This window comes from Desulfosarcina ovata subsp. ovata, assembly GCF_009689005.1.
In the GTDB taxonomy this organism is placed as follows: domain Bacteria; phylum Desulfobacterota; class Desulfobacteria; order Desulfobacterales; family Desulfosarcinaceae; genus Desulfosarcina; species Desulfosarcina ovata.
This window is the reverse complement of record NZ_AP021879.1, coordinates 5,186,820-5,202,299: the sequence shown is the minus strand read 5'-3', so window position 1 is coordinate 5,202,299 and position 15,480 is coordinate 5,186,820. Positions and strand designations below refer to the sequence as shown.

14 protein-coding genes are annotated in these 15,480 nt (G+C 54.9%); 6 read left to right on the top strand and 8 right to left on the bottom strand.

Annotation, left to right across the window (positions count from 1 at the left end; translation table 11 throughout):
* The first annotated feature begins 45 nt into the window (after window positions 1–45).
* Window positions 46–624, top strand: a complete 579-nt coding sequence (locus tag GN112_RS22890) for an IS110 family transposase (RefSeq protein WP_162459077.1) — start codon at window positions 46–48, stop codon at window positions 622–624.
* Window positions 625–886: 262 nt separating this feature from the next.
* Here the strand turns inward: GN112_RS22890 and GN112_RS22885 are convergent, their stop codons facing one another.
* The 5 genes from GN112_RS22885 to GN112_RS22865 form a co-directional block, all read right to left on the bottom strand.
* Window positions 887–2,323: an IS4 family transposase gene (locus GN112_RS22885; protein ID WP_197743311.1), complete on the bottom strand. Its 1,437-nt coding sequence runs from the start codon at window positions 2,321–2,323 to the stop codon at window positions 887–889.
* A 13-nt stretch (window positions 2,324–2,336) separates the two neighbouring features.
* Window positions 2,337–2,549: a transposase gene (locus tag GN112_RS22880; RefSeq protein ID WP_155312325.1), complete on the bottom strand. Its 213-nt coding sequence runs from the start codon at window positions 2,547–2,549 to the stop codon at window positions 2,337–2,339.
* Between the two features lie 107 nt (window positions 2,550–2,656).
* Window positions 2,657–4,543, bottom strand: a complete 1,887-nt coding sequence (locus GN112_RS22875; RefSeq protein ID WP_155312324.1) for a PAS domain S-box protein — start codon at window positions 4,541–4,543, stop codon at window positions 2,657–2,659.
* Window positions 4,544–5,057: 514 nt separating this feature from the next.
* A complete protein-coding gene (locus GN112_RS22870; protein WP_155312323.1) occupies window positions 5,058–5,348 on the bottom strand; it encodes a hypothetical protein in 291 nt (96 codons plus the stop codon).
* Window positions 5,345–6,271: a HEAT repeat domain-containing protein gene (locus GN112_RS22865; protein WP_155312322.1), complete on the bottom strand. Its 927-nt coding sequence runs from the start codon at window positions 6,269–6,271 to the stop codon at window positions 5,345–5,347. Before GN112_RS22865 ends, GN112_RS22870 begins: the two co-directional genes overlap by 4 nt.
* A gap of 630 nt (window positions 6,272–6,901) precedes the next feature.
* On the opposite strand from GN112_RS22865, the gene cobB reads away from it, so the two are divergent.
* The 3 genes from cobB to GN112_RS22850 are packed head-to-tail and all read left to right on the top strand — an operon-like array spanning window position 6,902 to window position 11,042.
* Window positions 6,902–7,645, top strand: coding sequence for an NAD-dependent protein deacetylase (cobB, locus tag GN112_RS22860; protein WP_155312321.1), 744 nt, complete (start codon window positions 6,902–6,904; stop codon window positions 7,643–7,645).
* Window positions 7,642–9,504, top strand: a complete 1,863-nt coding sequence (locus GN112_RS22855; RefSeq protein WP_155312320.1) for an ABC-F family ATP-binding cassette domain-containing protein — start codon at window positions 7,642–7,644, stop codon at window positions 9,502–9,504. The genes cobB and GN112_RS22855 overlap by 4 nt, the downstream gene beginning before the upstream one ends.
* Entirely contained in the window at window positions 9,501–11,042 is a 1,542-nt protein-coding gene (locus GN112_RS22850; protein ID WP_231717102.1) for a B12-binding domain-containing radical SAM protein, read from the top strand. The genes GN112_RS22855 and GN112_RS22850 overlap by 4 nt, the downstream gene beginning before the upstream one ends.
* 264 nt (window positions 11,043–11,306) lie before the next feature.
* Here GN112_RS22850 and GN112_RS22845 read toward each other — a convergent pair whose 3' ends face one another.
* The 3 genes from GN112_RS22845 to arfB form a co-directional block, all read right to left on the bottom strand.
* Window positions 11,307–11,990 carry an HAD family hydrolase gene (locus tag GN112_RS22845; protein ID WP_155312319.1) on the bottom strand — a complete coding sequence of 228 codons (684 nt, stop codon included), beginning with the start codon at window positions 11,988–11,990 and terminating at the stop codon, window positions 11,307–11,309.
* A gap of 180 nt (window positions 11,991–12,170) precedes the next feature.
* Window positions 12,171–12,536, bottom strand: a complete 366-nt coding sequence (locus GN112_RS22840; RefSeq protein ID WP_155312318.1) for a translation initiation factor Sui1 — start codon at window positions 12,534–12,536, stop codon at window positions 12,171–12,173.
* 120 nt (window positions 12,537–12,656) lie between these two features.
* The gene (gene arfB, locus GN112_RS22835) at window positions 12,657–13,070 is read right to left on the bottom strand and encodes an alternative ribosome rescue aminoacyl-tRNA hydrolase ArfB (RefSeq protein WP_155312317.1); all 414 of its coding nucleotides are present in this window, start codon (window positions 13,068–13,070) and stop codon (window positions 12,657–12,659) included.
* 290 nt (window positions 13,071–13,360) lie between these two features.
* On the opposite strand from arfB, the gene GN112_RS22830 reads away from it, so the two are divergent.
* Entirely contained in the window at window positions 13,361–14,533 is a 1,173-nt protein-coding gene (locus GN112_RS22830) for an ABC transporter substrate-binding protein (protein ID WP_174247670.1), read from the top strand.
* 20 nt (window positions 14,534–14,553) lie between these two features.
* Entirely contained in the window at window positions 14,554–15,468 is a 915-nt protein-coding gene (locus tag GN112_RS22825; protein ID WP_155312316.1) for a branched-chain amino acid ABC transporter permease, read from the top strand.
* The last annotated feature ends 12 nt before the right edge of the window (window positions 15,469–15,480 follow it).

The following is a 15,480-nucleotide window of genomic DNA, read 5'->3' as shown; positions in this document are numbered from 1 at the left end:
AAAATAGAAAAACTTGAACGGATTGGATAACAGGAGGTTATGAAAATGGACGACATTGCCCGCTTCGAAATGTTTTGTAAACTACGCAGCCAGATCAGAGGATCTGAAAACCAATTGATTGTCGGTATCGATATTGCCAAAGACAAGCATCATGCTTTCTTCGGGACCGCTAGGGGAAAGTCACTCTGGCGCCGGCTGATCTTTACCAATGATCTGATCGGCTTCGAGCGACTCATGGAACAGGTGGAGACGCTTATGAGCCAGCACAATATGGAAAATGTCGTTTTCGGCTTGGAGCCGACCAGCAACTACCACAAGCCGCTTACCCATTGGCTGACCGGGAAAGGCCATCTGGTGGTCTTGGTAGCCGGCAAAGCGGTTAAGGACAACCGGGAACTCCTTGATGGCCGCTGGGATAAAAACGATACCAAAGACAGCGCCAACGTCGCCGACCTGGTCAGCCAGGGAAAGTGCCTGTTCTATGAAAATCCGGAAGCCGATATGCTGGCGCTGCGCAGTCTCCTGGCGGTTCGGCGACAGCTGAAAAAAGAGGTGCATCGACTGCGCATGCGTATCCGCAACGGCCTCTTGGCCAAGTACTTTTTTGATTTTGAGGATCTTTAACTGATTGATTTTAAATGGTTAAAAAATCTGTTGACATAAGGAATATAGAATGTCCCCATTATGCCACCATTATGCCCAGCAGTTCTTTGAGGTTGACCGCATTCACGCCGCTTTTATGGGTCGTGAACCACCACATGGCCTTGAGCCAATAGGGAATCGGCTTTTTTGAGTTTTCCATGATCGTTCCAGCGGTTAACGAATGTTTGTGCTCACATCTTGTACAGATATACAGGTGCTTTGAACCAGCCCTTTCAAGGTAGTACTATGACTTCTTTCTCTCAGCGAGTATTTTCGCGGTTGAAACATGTGGCTTGTTTTTCATCGCAACCCGCTTCGGTTTGGGCTTTTTGGGACCTCGAGGATGCTTCTGGTACTTTGATAATTTTACGTTGCCAGCTAATTCTTCAAGCAACCGAACCAGATCACTTTCTGGCATGTCTCTAAAAACGACCCAATGGTCGCTTTCGATAACGATCATCATCCCTTGGTAGACGCCTTCGATTTCATTGGCGATGTAATAACCAGATACGTTCCGTTCTATGAAATCGACACCGTGAACACTGCCCAGTGCTGCTTTTACAACGGACATGCTGATATAGGCGACCAGAGCAACGCAAAAACCGAAAAGAGCGGCACGAGGATAGCCCAATGCATTAATTTCAGAGTTTAAATATTCAGCGAGACGCTGAAAGGCCGTTTCGATGGTCCATCGATCCCGATACAACCGGGCAACTGTTTTAGCGTTTGCTGCGCTCTTTGATAGATTCGTGATGATGAAAATCTCGGTATCACCATCACGGGTTTCACCCTTCAGCTTCACGCGAATCCGCCTGAAGGCGTGCTCTTCGCCAGCTTCATCACGAACCCGGATGGGTTGCTCGTATACGGTTCCTGTTTCGATTTTGCCGATATATTTTTCCTTTCCAATTAGCTCGAGAGGATAATTCCCATGCTCACGGATAATGAACCACGCATCCCGCTTATCGATGCCGCAGGTGAATTCAACCACGCAGAAATTGCGATCGGCAACCCAAACATCATCGGCAACAATAGTTTCAAGCACCGTTTTCAATAATGAGCGTTCTTGCGCATGGCCGTCTTCGCAAGGAAACACATCGATGGGCAGGTGCAACATCGAATCGTACACAACCAATGATTTCCCCGGAAGAGGACCTGAGGCTATGGACCGCAACTCTTTGATTCGGTGATGGCTCTTTTCGATACAGTTGCCATCAAGCAGTTTGATTCGTTTGCCAGGCAAAGGGGAGTTTTGTTTACCCAACAATCTTTGAATAATAGGTTCCACCTGCTCGGCGGCATATCGGACCAAAGCTGCCGATGTACTTGGTTCCATGCCGTTCAACTTATTGTAGATTGAGGTAACTGAAACGGCAATATCCTCTTTTGAAGCCTGGAAGGCTGCGTGAATTGATCGCTGGCTTCCCTGAACGACCTGGCTCATCAGGTAAAAAAGCGTCGAAAACAAAAGGTCCCTTGTGTATTGTTCTTTAGCGGTGTTCTCGAACCATTCGTCCAATTGCTCAGGATTCAGTACCTTCTCCATCAAACCACGAGCCATGACAGAAATCGGAGAATTCTTGATGAACGGCGTAAAAACAGGACTCAACATGATGTCACCTCCCAAATAATACAGTTTTTCTTTTTTACTGTATATTTTGGGGGTGGGTTTGTCCAGCATTTATTTAATAAGTTCATCCAGTTATGAATGGTCTTTTAGTGCTACCTTGAAAGGGCTGGTGCTTTGAACTTAACCAGTACTGTTGATGGCCACATTCCCGACACTCAAACCCATCGGGCCACTTTTGTTGAAACAGGTATTCATAGCATGCCTCAGGTTTTGAAAAACGTGCATCAAACTCGATTTCCGATCGTGGAAAATCCTCGATAAGGGTGAATTTTGTCATGGCGGCCTCCTTTTTCCTTGGATGTGGGGCCACAATAACATGGACCTGTGACAGATACGGTCACAGCCAAGATCACTGGAGCTTTATAGAGAACCGGTTTAATGAATTCATTTTTTTGTATTTTTGTCATGGTACATTTGTTGATCAGCTACCCGCAAAAGTTCATCTGCGCTCTCCCCGCTTTCTGGGAAGAGAGAAAACCCAACACTGGTTCTGCTCTTTATTGTCAACTGACCAAGATCAAAAGGTGATTGAAATGCAGAATCTATTCGTGCCATCAAAGCTTCAACACCTGCTTTGCCATCTACCTGGGGCAACAGTATCACAAACTCGTCACCGCCCATACGTGCCAGAGTGTCTGAATCTCTCAACAACCCCTGCAACCTGTCAGTAACCTTGTTAAGAAGCATGTCTCCAACATCATGACCATGAGTATCATTGACCTGTTTAAAGCCGTTCAAATCTATGAAAAGCACCCCGAGGGGCTGCTCAGAGCGCCGTGCTTGAGACAATGCCTGCTCCAATCGCTCCATTAACAGATATCGGTTGGGTAATCCGGTTAGGCTGTCGTGATGGGCCAGAAAGCGCATGGATTCTTCCGCTTCTTTGCGTTCGCTGATGTCAGATATAATATTCAGGGTCGCCGGGCTTCCATTCCAATTTATCAACACTCCTGTAAGTTCAACCGGATAGGTGGTACCGTCACGCTTAAGAAATTTGCTCTCGTAACGCTCGGGTGATGCTTTGCCGGCAAGTCGCTTCAGATGGTTGGCCATCATGGTTTCACGTGCCTCTGGAGCTATTAGAGGCAAAAATGATTCCAGACCCAAGAGTGAATCCTTATCATAGCCGGTCATTTTACACATACTTGGATTGATATATAATAGCCGCTTGTTCTGAACCACGACTATCCCTTCACGGGCATGATCAGTCAGAGAATTAAAAGATTTTTGACTTTCTGCCAGTAAATCTTGAGCTTTTTTCCGTTCACTGAGATCACGAATGGCCGCTACCCTAACCATTCGATCTTGATAGAAAAGCATCCTGCCGTGAACTTCTATGGGAATTGCGGTACCATCTTTTTTTGAAGCAAGAGTCTCGTACGATCCTTCAAAATTCGACAATATTCTTTCCAAAACATCCTGTTGCATTTCAGGGGCTACAAAATCAATAATGCTCATTTCAATTACTTCTTCTTTTGAATAACCTACCATCTCCAAAAAGGTTTGGTTGGCATCAATAATTTCCCCGTTTTCAGTTATTAAAATCCCTTCAAAAGAAGCATCCGATAGTGAGCGAAACCGCTCTTCACTGTCTTTTAGTGATAGGTTTGATTCAGTCAAATCCGTTTCGAGTCTGTGATGGTTAGCAAAAACAAGAGCAATCATCACCAGGATTTGATTAACAATGTATACAACGAGAGTAACCCCATGAAATGCGCCTGCTTTCATAAAATCATTGATTTCCCACGGGCCAATCACGGTAATTATTGCTCTCAAAAGAAACCATACAGCTGTGAACCATAGTGCCCCCAATAAAAGTGGGTGCCGCAGGTGATCCCCTCCGTATTTCAACAGAAATATTGCTTTGCCACTGAAATAACTGAAACAGAAACTTATAATAACAATGCGTACTTCAACGCTTGGCTTTATGTATGTAAACTGAAGGAGTGCGCCAATAAATAGAAGCAATACAACATAATCAGGCCAACGAAAGATTCTTCTTCCTACGAATTTTTCCATCCCCCACGCGACAAAACTCATGAACAGTACGAGTAGAGTATTTGCAGCGATAATGGAAACCAGTTGAGGGGCATACCCACGCATACACATTAATATGCCACCAACTCCGGCACATACAGCCCCATTGCTCCACAAAGAAAAACCTGCATAGGTTTTGTGGTACCATTGCAGATAGACCACACCAACAGCTAAGGTAATAGATACCACCCCCATCATCAGAGCAAGCGTACGAATATCCAGGTAGTTAACCATCTTCTTCCAATTTCTGTTTTTAAAATGATAGCAGCTGTTTCATACTCTCATAAAAGTATTAATAATACAAACAGTTCCTATTTGAGGCCGGTCGTCAATAGTGGAATCAAACCTGGCCAGACTGAAGGTGTATGAGGGCAAGGTTAATGGCTGTGGGTATACGCTGGCTTTAGATTATTCCTGAATCCGATCACAGCCGGTCAGTTTTCCAAAATTAAGGATTTCTCCTATTCATCTCAACAATTATTTTACTTGTCAGATTTGATTGAAGTTTAAATCCAAAAATCTCAGATCAAATCGAAACTAATCCAATTTATATGAAAAGGCCAACCACAACATCTGGTGGTTGGCCTCTCAAACTCAAAACTTGCGATTAGGTCGATCAATCTTTATGAAATCATCGCTTTAGAAATTGCACCCCATGGCAAACAGCATGGCGGTATTCTTGGCCAGGGTGTAGGCTTCTTTTTTCAGCACCGTGGTGCAGAGGAACCAGTCCGTCAGCCAGGCCGATCTAGACGTCGGAGAAATTGCCGGCCTGCATGGCCATTTTGAGCAGCCGCAGGGTTTCCGGGGTGTCGGCGATGGGACGCTGGCGGGTGGCGGCGGCCGTGGCTTGGACGATCCGCACATGCTGGGAGAACCACAGGTCCACGGTTTCCGCCGCACCGGCAACGATGCGCTGCTGGTGGCTTTCGACCGTCTTTTCCGTGATCATCCGGGTGCTGTTGTAAGTCACACCGGCCAGGATCAGGATCATCCCCAGGCCAAGGCAACTCCAGATATAGGTTTGCTTACGGTTCATGGTGCCCCGGTGGTGCCCGGAATCCGCTGGCGGTGGCTTTCGTCATCGAAGATCCGGATAGCCTTCCGCGCGGCGGCAACGCTGCCTGGGGTTTCGGTTTCGATGACCTCGACCAGATAGTCGAAGGCTTCCTCGCTCCGGGTGATCGCAATGGGCATCAACAGCAATTCCTGCCATTCGGGATTCGGGCTCGCCTCCCGGTGTCGCCGCAGAATCGCGAACGCCTCATCCAGCCGGGATTCACCCAAGGCAAAGGCCGCGTTTTCGGCGATGATCATGTCAGACGAATTCAGGAAGCGCGCGACAAAGTCGATTGATCGTCCGGCGTTGATCCGGACGAGGGCGGACAGGCACTCGGCGATCACCCGGTGGCTGTCATCACCGATGGTTGCCTTCAGGCGCAGCAACGGCTCGCTTTGCTCGCCGGGTATCCCCACCAGGGCCCGTACCGCGGCGATGCGCGGTTGTGGTTCCGGATCGGCCAAAAGATCGACAAGTTCGTACACCGTATCCGGGCCGCCCAGGCGCGCTATAGCAAAGGCGCACCGCCCGCGCATTCCGGCCGCGGTGTCCACCGGCCGGCCATACGCCGGCTCCGCCTGGACCCATCGGATGCCTTTTACAAAGATCTCCGCATCGTCGAATTCCATCTCGTCCAGTGCCTCGATGATGGCTTCCTTGGCAAGACATCCCTTGTCGCGTTTGAGGGGATTTTCTAAGAAGCGCCCGAAAGCCTTGAGCAAATCCGGGGTCAACGCTTCGACCCGGCGCTGGCCGACGATCGTGGCGGCCTTGGCCACGAGGATATTGTTGGCCAGGGACAATGTCTTACCCAGCGTTTTCTGGCTTTCCGGCGTCAGGGGGCCTTGTTCAATCTGCCCGAGTAGCACCAGTTTCTCTTTGGTCAGGTCTCTCTTTGCCATGTTGCCTGCCGTCTGTTCCGAATTAGGCGATTTCTGTCAAAGCCCAAATAACATCCACGCGCATGAAAGTCGACCGAGGGTATGATGACCATCAGGGCGATCGCATTTGGATGTATTCTGGTCGGTGGCGTGATTGCAAACCCATCACCCTGATTCAATCAATGCCAAATGTAAAAATCAAAATGTCAATTGAAGGATCTTATCGATTATAAATAGATAGAATACCACCAGTTGGCATTTTTCATTGGACATTTGACATTTGTGATCCATCGCTATCGGGTAGAAAGATTGAAAAATAGTTACATGCGATTGCCCTGGGGATCCGTTGGGTATAGCTTGTTTGGGCCTTAAAAAGATGCTATCGACTCCGCTACATGCGCTTTATTGGACCTGTGATCAATGCAGCCATTAGCCATGGGGGGTATAAGGTTGCCGGAAATAAATTGCAGCATATCGCCAGTAACCAGCAACCCTTGCCGCATTGCTTCGCCTGGCTCCCGTGTAATCTTTTCGCCGGACCATCAGGGAATTTCCGTTTCGATGATCCCGGTAGTAGTGTGGAGCCCAATCGGCCCGATTCGGTGGGTGATGGGCTCTGGACCCAATTGGAAGATTTGAAAAAGGTGCTTTATGTCCAACCCCAATCCGCATGACGATTTGAGGCAACTCGTCGCCGCCGCCAGCCACATGGTGGCGTTTACCGGTGCGGGAATCTCCGCCGAGAGCGGGATTCCCACCTACCGCGGTGATGACGGTCTATGGAACAAATACGATCCGGCCAAGTTCGCCAATATCGACAACTTCTACAAGGATCCCGGCTACTATTGGAATTTTTTCAGGGAGGTGCGCTACCCGGCGATCAGTAAGGCGCAGCCCAACGATGCCCACACGGCCCTGGCCGAATTGGAGGCGAAAGGTATCCTCAAGGCCGTCATCACCCAGAATATCGACGGTCTGCAGCAGGCCGCCGGCTCCAAGAACGTTCTGGAACTGCATGGAAACACCCGGCGGATCATCTGCCTTCAATGCTCGCGTCAACGCGCCATGGACGATGTTTACCAGCAACTGGACACCGAACTGCCGCCCACCTGCCCATCCTGCGGGGGCACCCTGAAACCCGACGTGGTCTTTTTTGGCGAGTCGCTTCCCGCAGACGTACTGGAAGGGGCCGTCGCAGCGGCGCAGGCTTGCGACCTGTTCCTGGTGGTGGGCAGTTCCCTGGTGGTTCAGCCGGCAGCCGGGCTGCCCGCGCTGGCACGCCGAAACGGTGCCCGGCTGGTGATTATCAACCGTGATCCCACGCCCCTGGATCAGATGGCCGATCTGGTTTTTAACCAGCGCGCATCCGACGTTCTGCGTACGGTATCATCATGATCAGCATCGAAAATTTGAGCAAGAGTTACGGTGACCGCGTTTTGTTCGACGGGGTCAGCTTCAAGATCAATTCAAAGGAACGGGTGGGCCTGGTGGGCCGCAACGGCCACGGCAAGTCAACCCTGTTCCGGATCATTGTCGGCGAGGAGGGATACGACGACGGTGCCATCACCATGCCCAAGGGATATCGCATCGGCTACGTCCAGCAGTTGATCCAATTCACCGAGGCGACGGTGCTGGCCGAGGGCATGAAGGGGTTGATGCCCGCGGAAAAGGATCATCACTGGAAGGTGGAAAAGATCCTGGCCGGCTTGGGCTTCTCCGATGGCGACTTGGTGCGCAGCCCTCACGATTTTTCAGGCGGTTTCCAGGTGCGCCTCAATCTGGCCAAGGTGCTGGTTTCGGAACCGGACCTGCTGCTTTTGGACGAGCCCACCAACTACCTGGACATCACTTCCATCCGCTGGATCGAAAACTTTCTGCTCTCCTGGCCCCACGAGCTGATGCTGATCACCCACGACCGGGGGTTCATGGACAAACTGGTCACCCACACCGTGGGGCTGCATCGCCGCAAGGCACGCAAGATTGCCGGCAATACGGAGAAGTTCTACGAACAGATCGCCCAGGACGAGGAGATCTACGAGAAGACCCGGCTCAACGACGAGCGCCGCGAAAAGGAGATCCGGCTGTTCATCTCGCGTTTCCGGGCCAAGGCCCGCCTGGCCAACATGGTCCAGTCGCGTGTCAAGACCCTGGCCAAGATGGAGAAGCGCGACAAACTCGAGGAGGTCAAGAGCCTGGAGTTTTCCTTCCGCAGCAAACCCTTCAGGGCCAAGCAGGTGTTCAGCGTGGAGTCGCTGGCCTTTGCCTGGGGCGCGGGGCGGCCGCTTTTCGAGGATCTGAGTTTTTCGATCCTGGCCGGCGAGCGCATCTGCGTGGTGGGCAAGAACGGTAAGGGCAAGACCACCCTGCTCAAGGTGCTGGCCGGCACCCTCGACCCGCTGGCCGGAACCATCACCTACAACCCCCAGGTCGAGTCCGGCCTGTTCGAGCAGACCAACATCCAGCGTTTGGTGGACAACCGCACGGTGGAAGAGGAGATCCTCTATGCCCAGCCGGACGTGGACCGCCAGAAGGCACGCAATATCTGCGGTGCCATGATGTTTGAAGGCGACAGCGCGCTGAAGAAGATCGGTGTGCTCTCCGGTGGCGAGAAAAGCCGCGTGATGCTGGGCCAGCTGCTGGTGACCCCGGTCAACCTGCTCATGCTCGACGAGCCCACCAACCACCTGGACATGGACGCCTGCGATGCCCTCCTGGCGGCCATCGACGCCTTTGACGGGGCGGTGATCATGGTTACCCACAACGAGATGTTCCTGCACGCCCTGGCCGATCGGCTGATTGTCTTCGATGACCTCGGAGCACACATGTTCGACGGCACGTACCAGGATTTCCTGGAAAAGGGCGGCTGGGGGGACGATGTATCCATCACCCGCCGCCGGGACGACCCGGACGCCGGAGAACCGGCCGCGGCACCCCGGTTTACCAAAAAGGAGCTGCGCCGCCTGCGCTCGGAGGTCATCACCGAGAAATCCAAGGTGCTCAAGCCCATGGAGGAAACCATCGCCGCCGCCGAGCGGGAGATCGAGGCGAACGAAACCCGGCTGGAACAATTCAACCAGGAGATGGTCGACGCCTCCCAGGCGGGGGACGGTGCGCAAATCGCTTCTCTTTCCCAGAAGATCCGCAGCTGCCAGGAAATCATCGAGACCCGTTTTGCCGAAATGGAAGCTGCCGACGAACAGCGACAACGGCTGGAGAAAAAGTTCGCCAAGCGGCTGGCCGAGCTGGAGGGATGAAAAACCAATCCATCCTCCTCATCCACCCGCCGGTGGCCAAACCCGGCGAACCGCCGGCCGGGCTGGCCAAACTGGCCGCTGCCCTGCGCGCTGATGGCATCGACTGCAGAACCTGGGACGCCAGTCTGGACGGTATCCTGGGGCTGCTGGCGAAACCGGCGGCCGATGCCACCGACACCTGGACGCGCCGGGCCCTGGCCCACCGCCGGGAGAATACGGATGCCCTTCGATCGATCTCCCTGTACGGTAACCGGGACCGCTACAAACGGGCCGTCATGGATCTCAACCGGGTCCTCTACGCCGCCGGAAAACCCGCCGGCGTCGCCCTCTCGCTGGCCAACTATACGCATCCGGACCTATCTCCGGTGCGCAGCGGCGACCTGATCCGGGCCGCCGAAACGTTTCGGGACAATCCCTTTTTCCCCATTTTTTCATCGCAACTGGAAGAGCTGTTCAAGGAACGGGAACCCCATGTGGTCGGCCTGTCGATCAATTTCATGAGTCAGGCCCTGTGCGCCTTTGCCATGATCGGCTGTATCCGCAGCATGCTTGGCGGGGCTACCATCGTTTGCGGCGGCGGGCTGGTCACGTCGTGGCTGAACATACCGGGGCTGGGCAACCCGTTTCACGGCCTGGTGGACGAACTGGTGGGCGGTCCGGGAGAGGCGCGATTGATATCGATGTGCACGGGCAGCCGTCCGGACGCGCCGTCGACAACCGGCTATGACTTTTCGGACATGGGCATGGACCGCTATCTTTCACCGGTACCGGTAAGGCCCTATGCCGCCTCCCGGGGTTGCTGGTGGAAGAAATGCGCCTTCTGCCCGGAAACGGCCGAGGACGCGCCCTACCGCTGCGAAGATGCGGCCACCACCATCGATGACCTGCTCCGGCTGAACGCCCGTTTCCCCGCCGGGTTGATCCATTTTCTGGACAACGCCCTTTCGCCGCGCCTGCTCGAGGAGATGACCGGACGGCCGCCCGGTCTGCCGTGGTATGGTTTTGCCCGGGTGACCCGCCATCTTGCCGACGCCGATTTCGTGCAGCGGCTGAAACAATCCGGCTGCGTCATGCTGAAACTGGGGATCGAATCCGGTGACCAGCAGGTGCTGAGCGCCCTCGGCAAGGGGATCGATAGCGAGATGGCCGCCAGCGTGCTGCACACCCTTCACAAGGCCGGGATCGCTACCTACGTGTACCTTTTGTTCGGAACACCGGCGGAAGATGAAGCCCGTGCGAGGCGGACACTGGATTTCACCCTGGCCCATAGCGGTGCCATCGATTTTCTCAACCTGGCCGTTTTCAACCTGCCGGCCCATAGCCGGGAGGCCGCTCAGCTTGAGACCCTCGATTTTTACGAAGGCGACCTTTCCCTCTACCGCGAATTTGTCCACCCCGGCGGATGGAACCGCGACCGGGTGCGGCGGTTTCTTACCCGGGAGTTCAAAAAACCGGCTCCCATCCGGCGGATCCTGAACAACGACCCGCCTTTTTTTACTTCCAACCACGCCCCGTTTTTTCATTCAACTCCAATTTAACCGATTGGGCTTGGTTCTAACTTCGTCCACTTACCCCCTCGTTCCCACGCTCTGCGTGGGAATGGTTGGCCTTATACGTTCCCACGCAGAGCGTGGGAACGAGAGGTAATATGGGATCAGCCCGTTTTAATCGTTCCTAAATCCAGGTGGGCGAAGTTAGAACCAAGCCCAACCGATTTCATCCTTCTACGCTCCCATGCAGAGCATGGGAGCGAGGGGATAACGGGTATGCTGCCGGTCGGGCCCGGATCTGATCCGGGGGGTTCAAATAAGCCCTAAAATGTCCAGCGGATGCTCGACGATTGTCGGGCAGCCGTTGACTTTCAGGTCCCCGGTGCCTTTGAACCCCCAGCCGACGCCCACCGGGCGCATCCCTGCCGCCGTTGCCGTCTGTACGTCCACGATGCTGTCGCCCACGAAAAGAATCGTGGACGGGGGCAGGTCCAGCTGCCGGGCGATTTCCAGAGCCGATGCGGGGTCGGGCTTGACCGGGAACCGTTCGCTTTGTCCCAGGACCACACTGAAGTGCCGGCCTTTAAAATATTCGTCAATGTAGCGAACGGTGAAATCGTGGGGCTTGTTGGAGAGCACGGCCTTGGGCAGGCCCTTTGTTTCAAGGGCATCGATCAGCTCATTGATGCCGTCGTAGGGACGTGTTTTGCGGTTCCAGTTGTCCCAGTAGCGCTCGCGGGCGCGCTGGACGCACCGATCCATCATTTCACTGGAGCGGCCTTCGATGGGCAGGGCGCGCATCACCAGCATGCGGATGCCGTTGCCGATGAAACGGCGGTAGTCGTCCATGGTGTGGCCGGGAAATCCGTATTCGGCCAGCATGGCGTTGATCGAATCGCCGATGTCGGCCAATGTGTTCAGCAGCGTGCCGTCCAGGTCGAATATAATCCCCCGGACCCCATTGGGTCCGCTATGCTCTTTGCTTATCGTATTCACGGTGTTCTCCCGTTATCATCGTGTCCATCCATGAATGCCCCCCTTGGCCTGTTTGTAAACAGAACACGAGCCTGTGTCTGGCAAAGCGCCTTCTGTGGCGGATCATAATGATCTAATCGGTCGGACAGCGGTTTTCTCAACCCCGATTCAAACCCGAATGGCCGGCCGGGATCGCTTTTTTCAGCCGCCCGACCGCTTGACCGTGTAGCCCATGCCTTTCAGTTCGGCGACCAACAGATTCCGGTGATCCCCCTGGATCTCGATGGTTCCGGATTTGACCGTCCCGCCGCTGCCGCACTTCTGCTTGAGTACCTTGGCCACCTGTTTGAGTTCGCTGTCGTCCGCGGGGATGCCGGTGATCACGCTTACCCCTTTGCCCTTGCGGCCCTTGGTGGCGCGGCTGACCCGGACGATGCCGTCGCCGGCGGGTCGTGCCGGGTTTTTCCCACAACGGCAGCGATCGAGCTTCTGGTTGCATTGGGGACAGGTGCCGCCATGTTCGGTGGAGTAGACCAGCCGGGTATCCCGTTGATGGTTACGTGTCATGATCGTTTTATTCCATTCATGGTGCCGGTTGCATGGGCCGTGCAGGGGCAAAAAAAATTTTGCTCCTGCATGGAGACCTGCGAATCGGTAATCATACGAACGTTGCCGTTCAGCGATCGGTCAGAAGGAAACCTTGCGGCGCAGCGCTTTAATCCGCCCCCGTTTCACCTTGCTGTCCATGCGCCGTTCCACGGCGCTCCGACGGGGCCGGGTGGGGCGCCGCCGTTTGATTGGCCGGGTGGCCGACCGGATCAGATCCGCCAGCCGCTGGCAGGCCGCCGCGCGGTTTTTTTCAAAGGTGCGGTGTTCCTGGGCCTTGATCACGATGACGCCGGCCTTGGTGATGCGCCGGTCTCGGCATGACAGCAGGGCGGCCTTGCACCCATCGGGCAGCGACGATGCCCGGATGTCGAAGCGCAGGTGAACCGCCGAGGCCACTTTGTTGACGTTCTGCCCGCCGGCGCCCTGGGCACGGATGGCGCTGATTTCGATTTCATGGTCCGGTATGGCCAGTCGGCTGTTGATTTCAAGCATGCGCTTTTCCTGAATCGTTGCGGTCTTTTTTCCAATGCCCAATATTGGACAATTCCGCCGTTTTGGCAACCCCGGCAGTGTGGGCAAACAAAACAATCGCATGTGACCTTGGCAGTGATTCCAATATACATCGTCGATTTCGACTTCGACTTCGATTTCGATAAACCTGAGTTACATGCGGTCACCCTGAAACCACCCAAATTAGCGCTTGCATAATAATGCCTGTTTCTTTAAATAGTAACGTTCGGTGCGGATTTGAGAATCGACAACTGCTTGGAAAAGGAGAGAGAATGATGAAGCGTTCAGTGCTTGTTGCAATGATGCTGGCCCTGGTGGCGGCCGGTCCCTGCCAGGCGATGGAAGCGGTCAAAATTGGTATGATCACCACACTTTCCACCAAGGCCGGCTATCTGGGCGAAGAGACCCGTGACGGCTTTCAACTGGCCATCGATATGGAAGACGGCCGGTTGGGCGGCATCCCGGTGGAATTACTCGTGGATGACGACGGCCGCAAACCGGAAAAGGCCAAACAGATCGCCGACCGCTTCATCAAACGCGATGGGGTGAAAATCCTCACCGGCATTGTTTTCTCCAACGTGGCCATTGCCGTGGTGCCCAAGGTGGTCCGCCAGGATATGATCTATGTGAGCACCAATGCCGGGCCGAGCCTGCTGGCCGGGAAGGGGTGCCATGCCAACTACTTTAACGTGGCCTACCAGAACGACAACCCGGACGAAGTCGTGGGTAAATATGTGAGCGACGCCGGATTCAAGAATGTCTACCTGCTGGCGCCCAACTATCCGGCCGGTAAGGATCATCTGGGTGGCTTCAAACGCTACTACACGGGAACGCTTGCCGGTGAGGTCTACACCAAGCTGGGCCAGTCCGACTATGCGGCCGAGATCGCCGCCCTGCGCGCCGCCGCGCCGGACGCGGTCTACTTCTTCCTGCCCGGCGGAATGGGGATCAATTTTCTCAAGCAGTATACCCAGGCGGAACTGAACCGGACCATTCCCGTTTTCGGCCCGGCCTTCTCCTTTGACGAACGCCTGCTGCAGGCGGTCAAGGATACGGCCATCGGCGTCAAAAACGGCTCCCAATGGACCCACGATCTGGATTTTCCGGCCAACCACCTGTTTGTCGACGCCTTCCGCAAGGCCCACGGCCGCACCCCCACGCTCTACGCCAGCCAGGGCTATGAAGCCGCCCGGCTGCTGGGCAGCGCCCTGAAAAAGGTAAACGGCAAGGTTGACGATCTGGCCGCCCTGCGCAGCGCCATCCGCAGTGCCGATTTCGACAGCATACGCGGAAAGTTCGCCTTCTCGGCCAATCAGCACCCCATCCAGAACCTCTATATCCGCGAGGTGGTCAAGACCGAAGACGGCACCTACACCAACAAGACCCTGAAAGCGGTCTTTACCGATCACAGCAATGTATACGTGGACGAGTGTAAAATGAAATGATAATGGACTGATCCCGCTCCATGCTCCTGTTTCTCGAACAACTGCTCAACGGCCTCCAGCTGGGCATCACCCTTTTTCTGATGTCTGCCGGGCTGACCCTGGTTTTCGGCATTATGCAGGTGATCAACCTGGCCCACGGCTCCTTTTACATGATCGGTGCCTATGTGGCCGCCACGGTGACCGCCCGCAGCGGCTCTTTTCTCCTGGGGCTGTTGGCCGCCCTGCCGGCGGCAGCCCTGGTGGGCATGCTGGTCGAAATGCTGGTTCTGCGAAGGCTTTACAAGAAGGATCACCTGGATCAGGTGCTGGCCACCTTCGGGCTGATCATGTTTTTCAACGAGCTGACCCGCATGGTCTGGGGACGCCAGCCGCTTTTCATGGATGTGCCGGCCTGGCTGGCCGGCAGCGTCGAACTGATCCCCGGCGTGCCCTATCCCAGCTACCGTTTGGCGGTCATTGCCGTGGGAATCCTGGTGGGCGTCCTGCTCTATCTGCTGTTTGCGCACACTCGCGTCGGCATGCAGATCCGGGCCGGCGCCAGCAACCGCGAGATGGCCGGCGCGCTGGGGGTGAACATCCGCCTGCTCTACACCCTGGTGTTCGGGCTGGGAACCCTGCTGGCCGGTCTGGCCGGGGTAATGGCCGGGCCGATCCTGGCCGTGGAGGCCGGCATGGGCGAGAGCATCCTGATCCTTACCTTTGTGGTGATCGTCATCGGCGGCATTGGCTCCATCCGCGGCGCCCTGGTCGGCGCCCTGCTCGTGGGGATGGCCGATACCCTGGGACGGGCATTTTTGCCGGCACTCTTCCGGATCTTCCTGTCGGCGGCGGTTGCCGACGGGGTGGCGGCGTCACTGGCCTCCATGTTGGTTTACATCCTGATGGCGCTGGTGCTGGTGTGGCGTCCCAGGGGACTGATACCGGCCCATGGCTGAAACCTCCTGCCG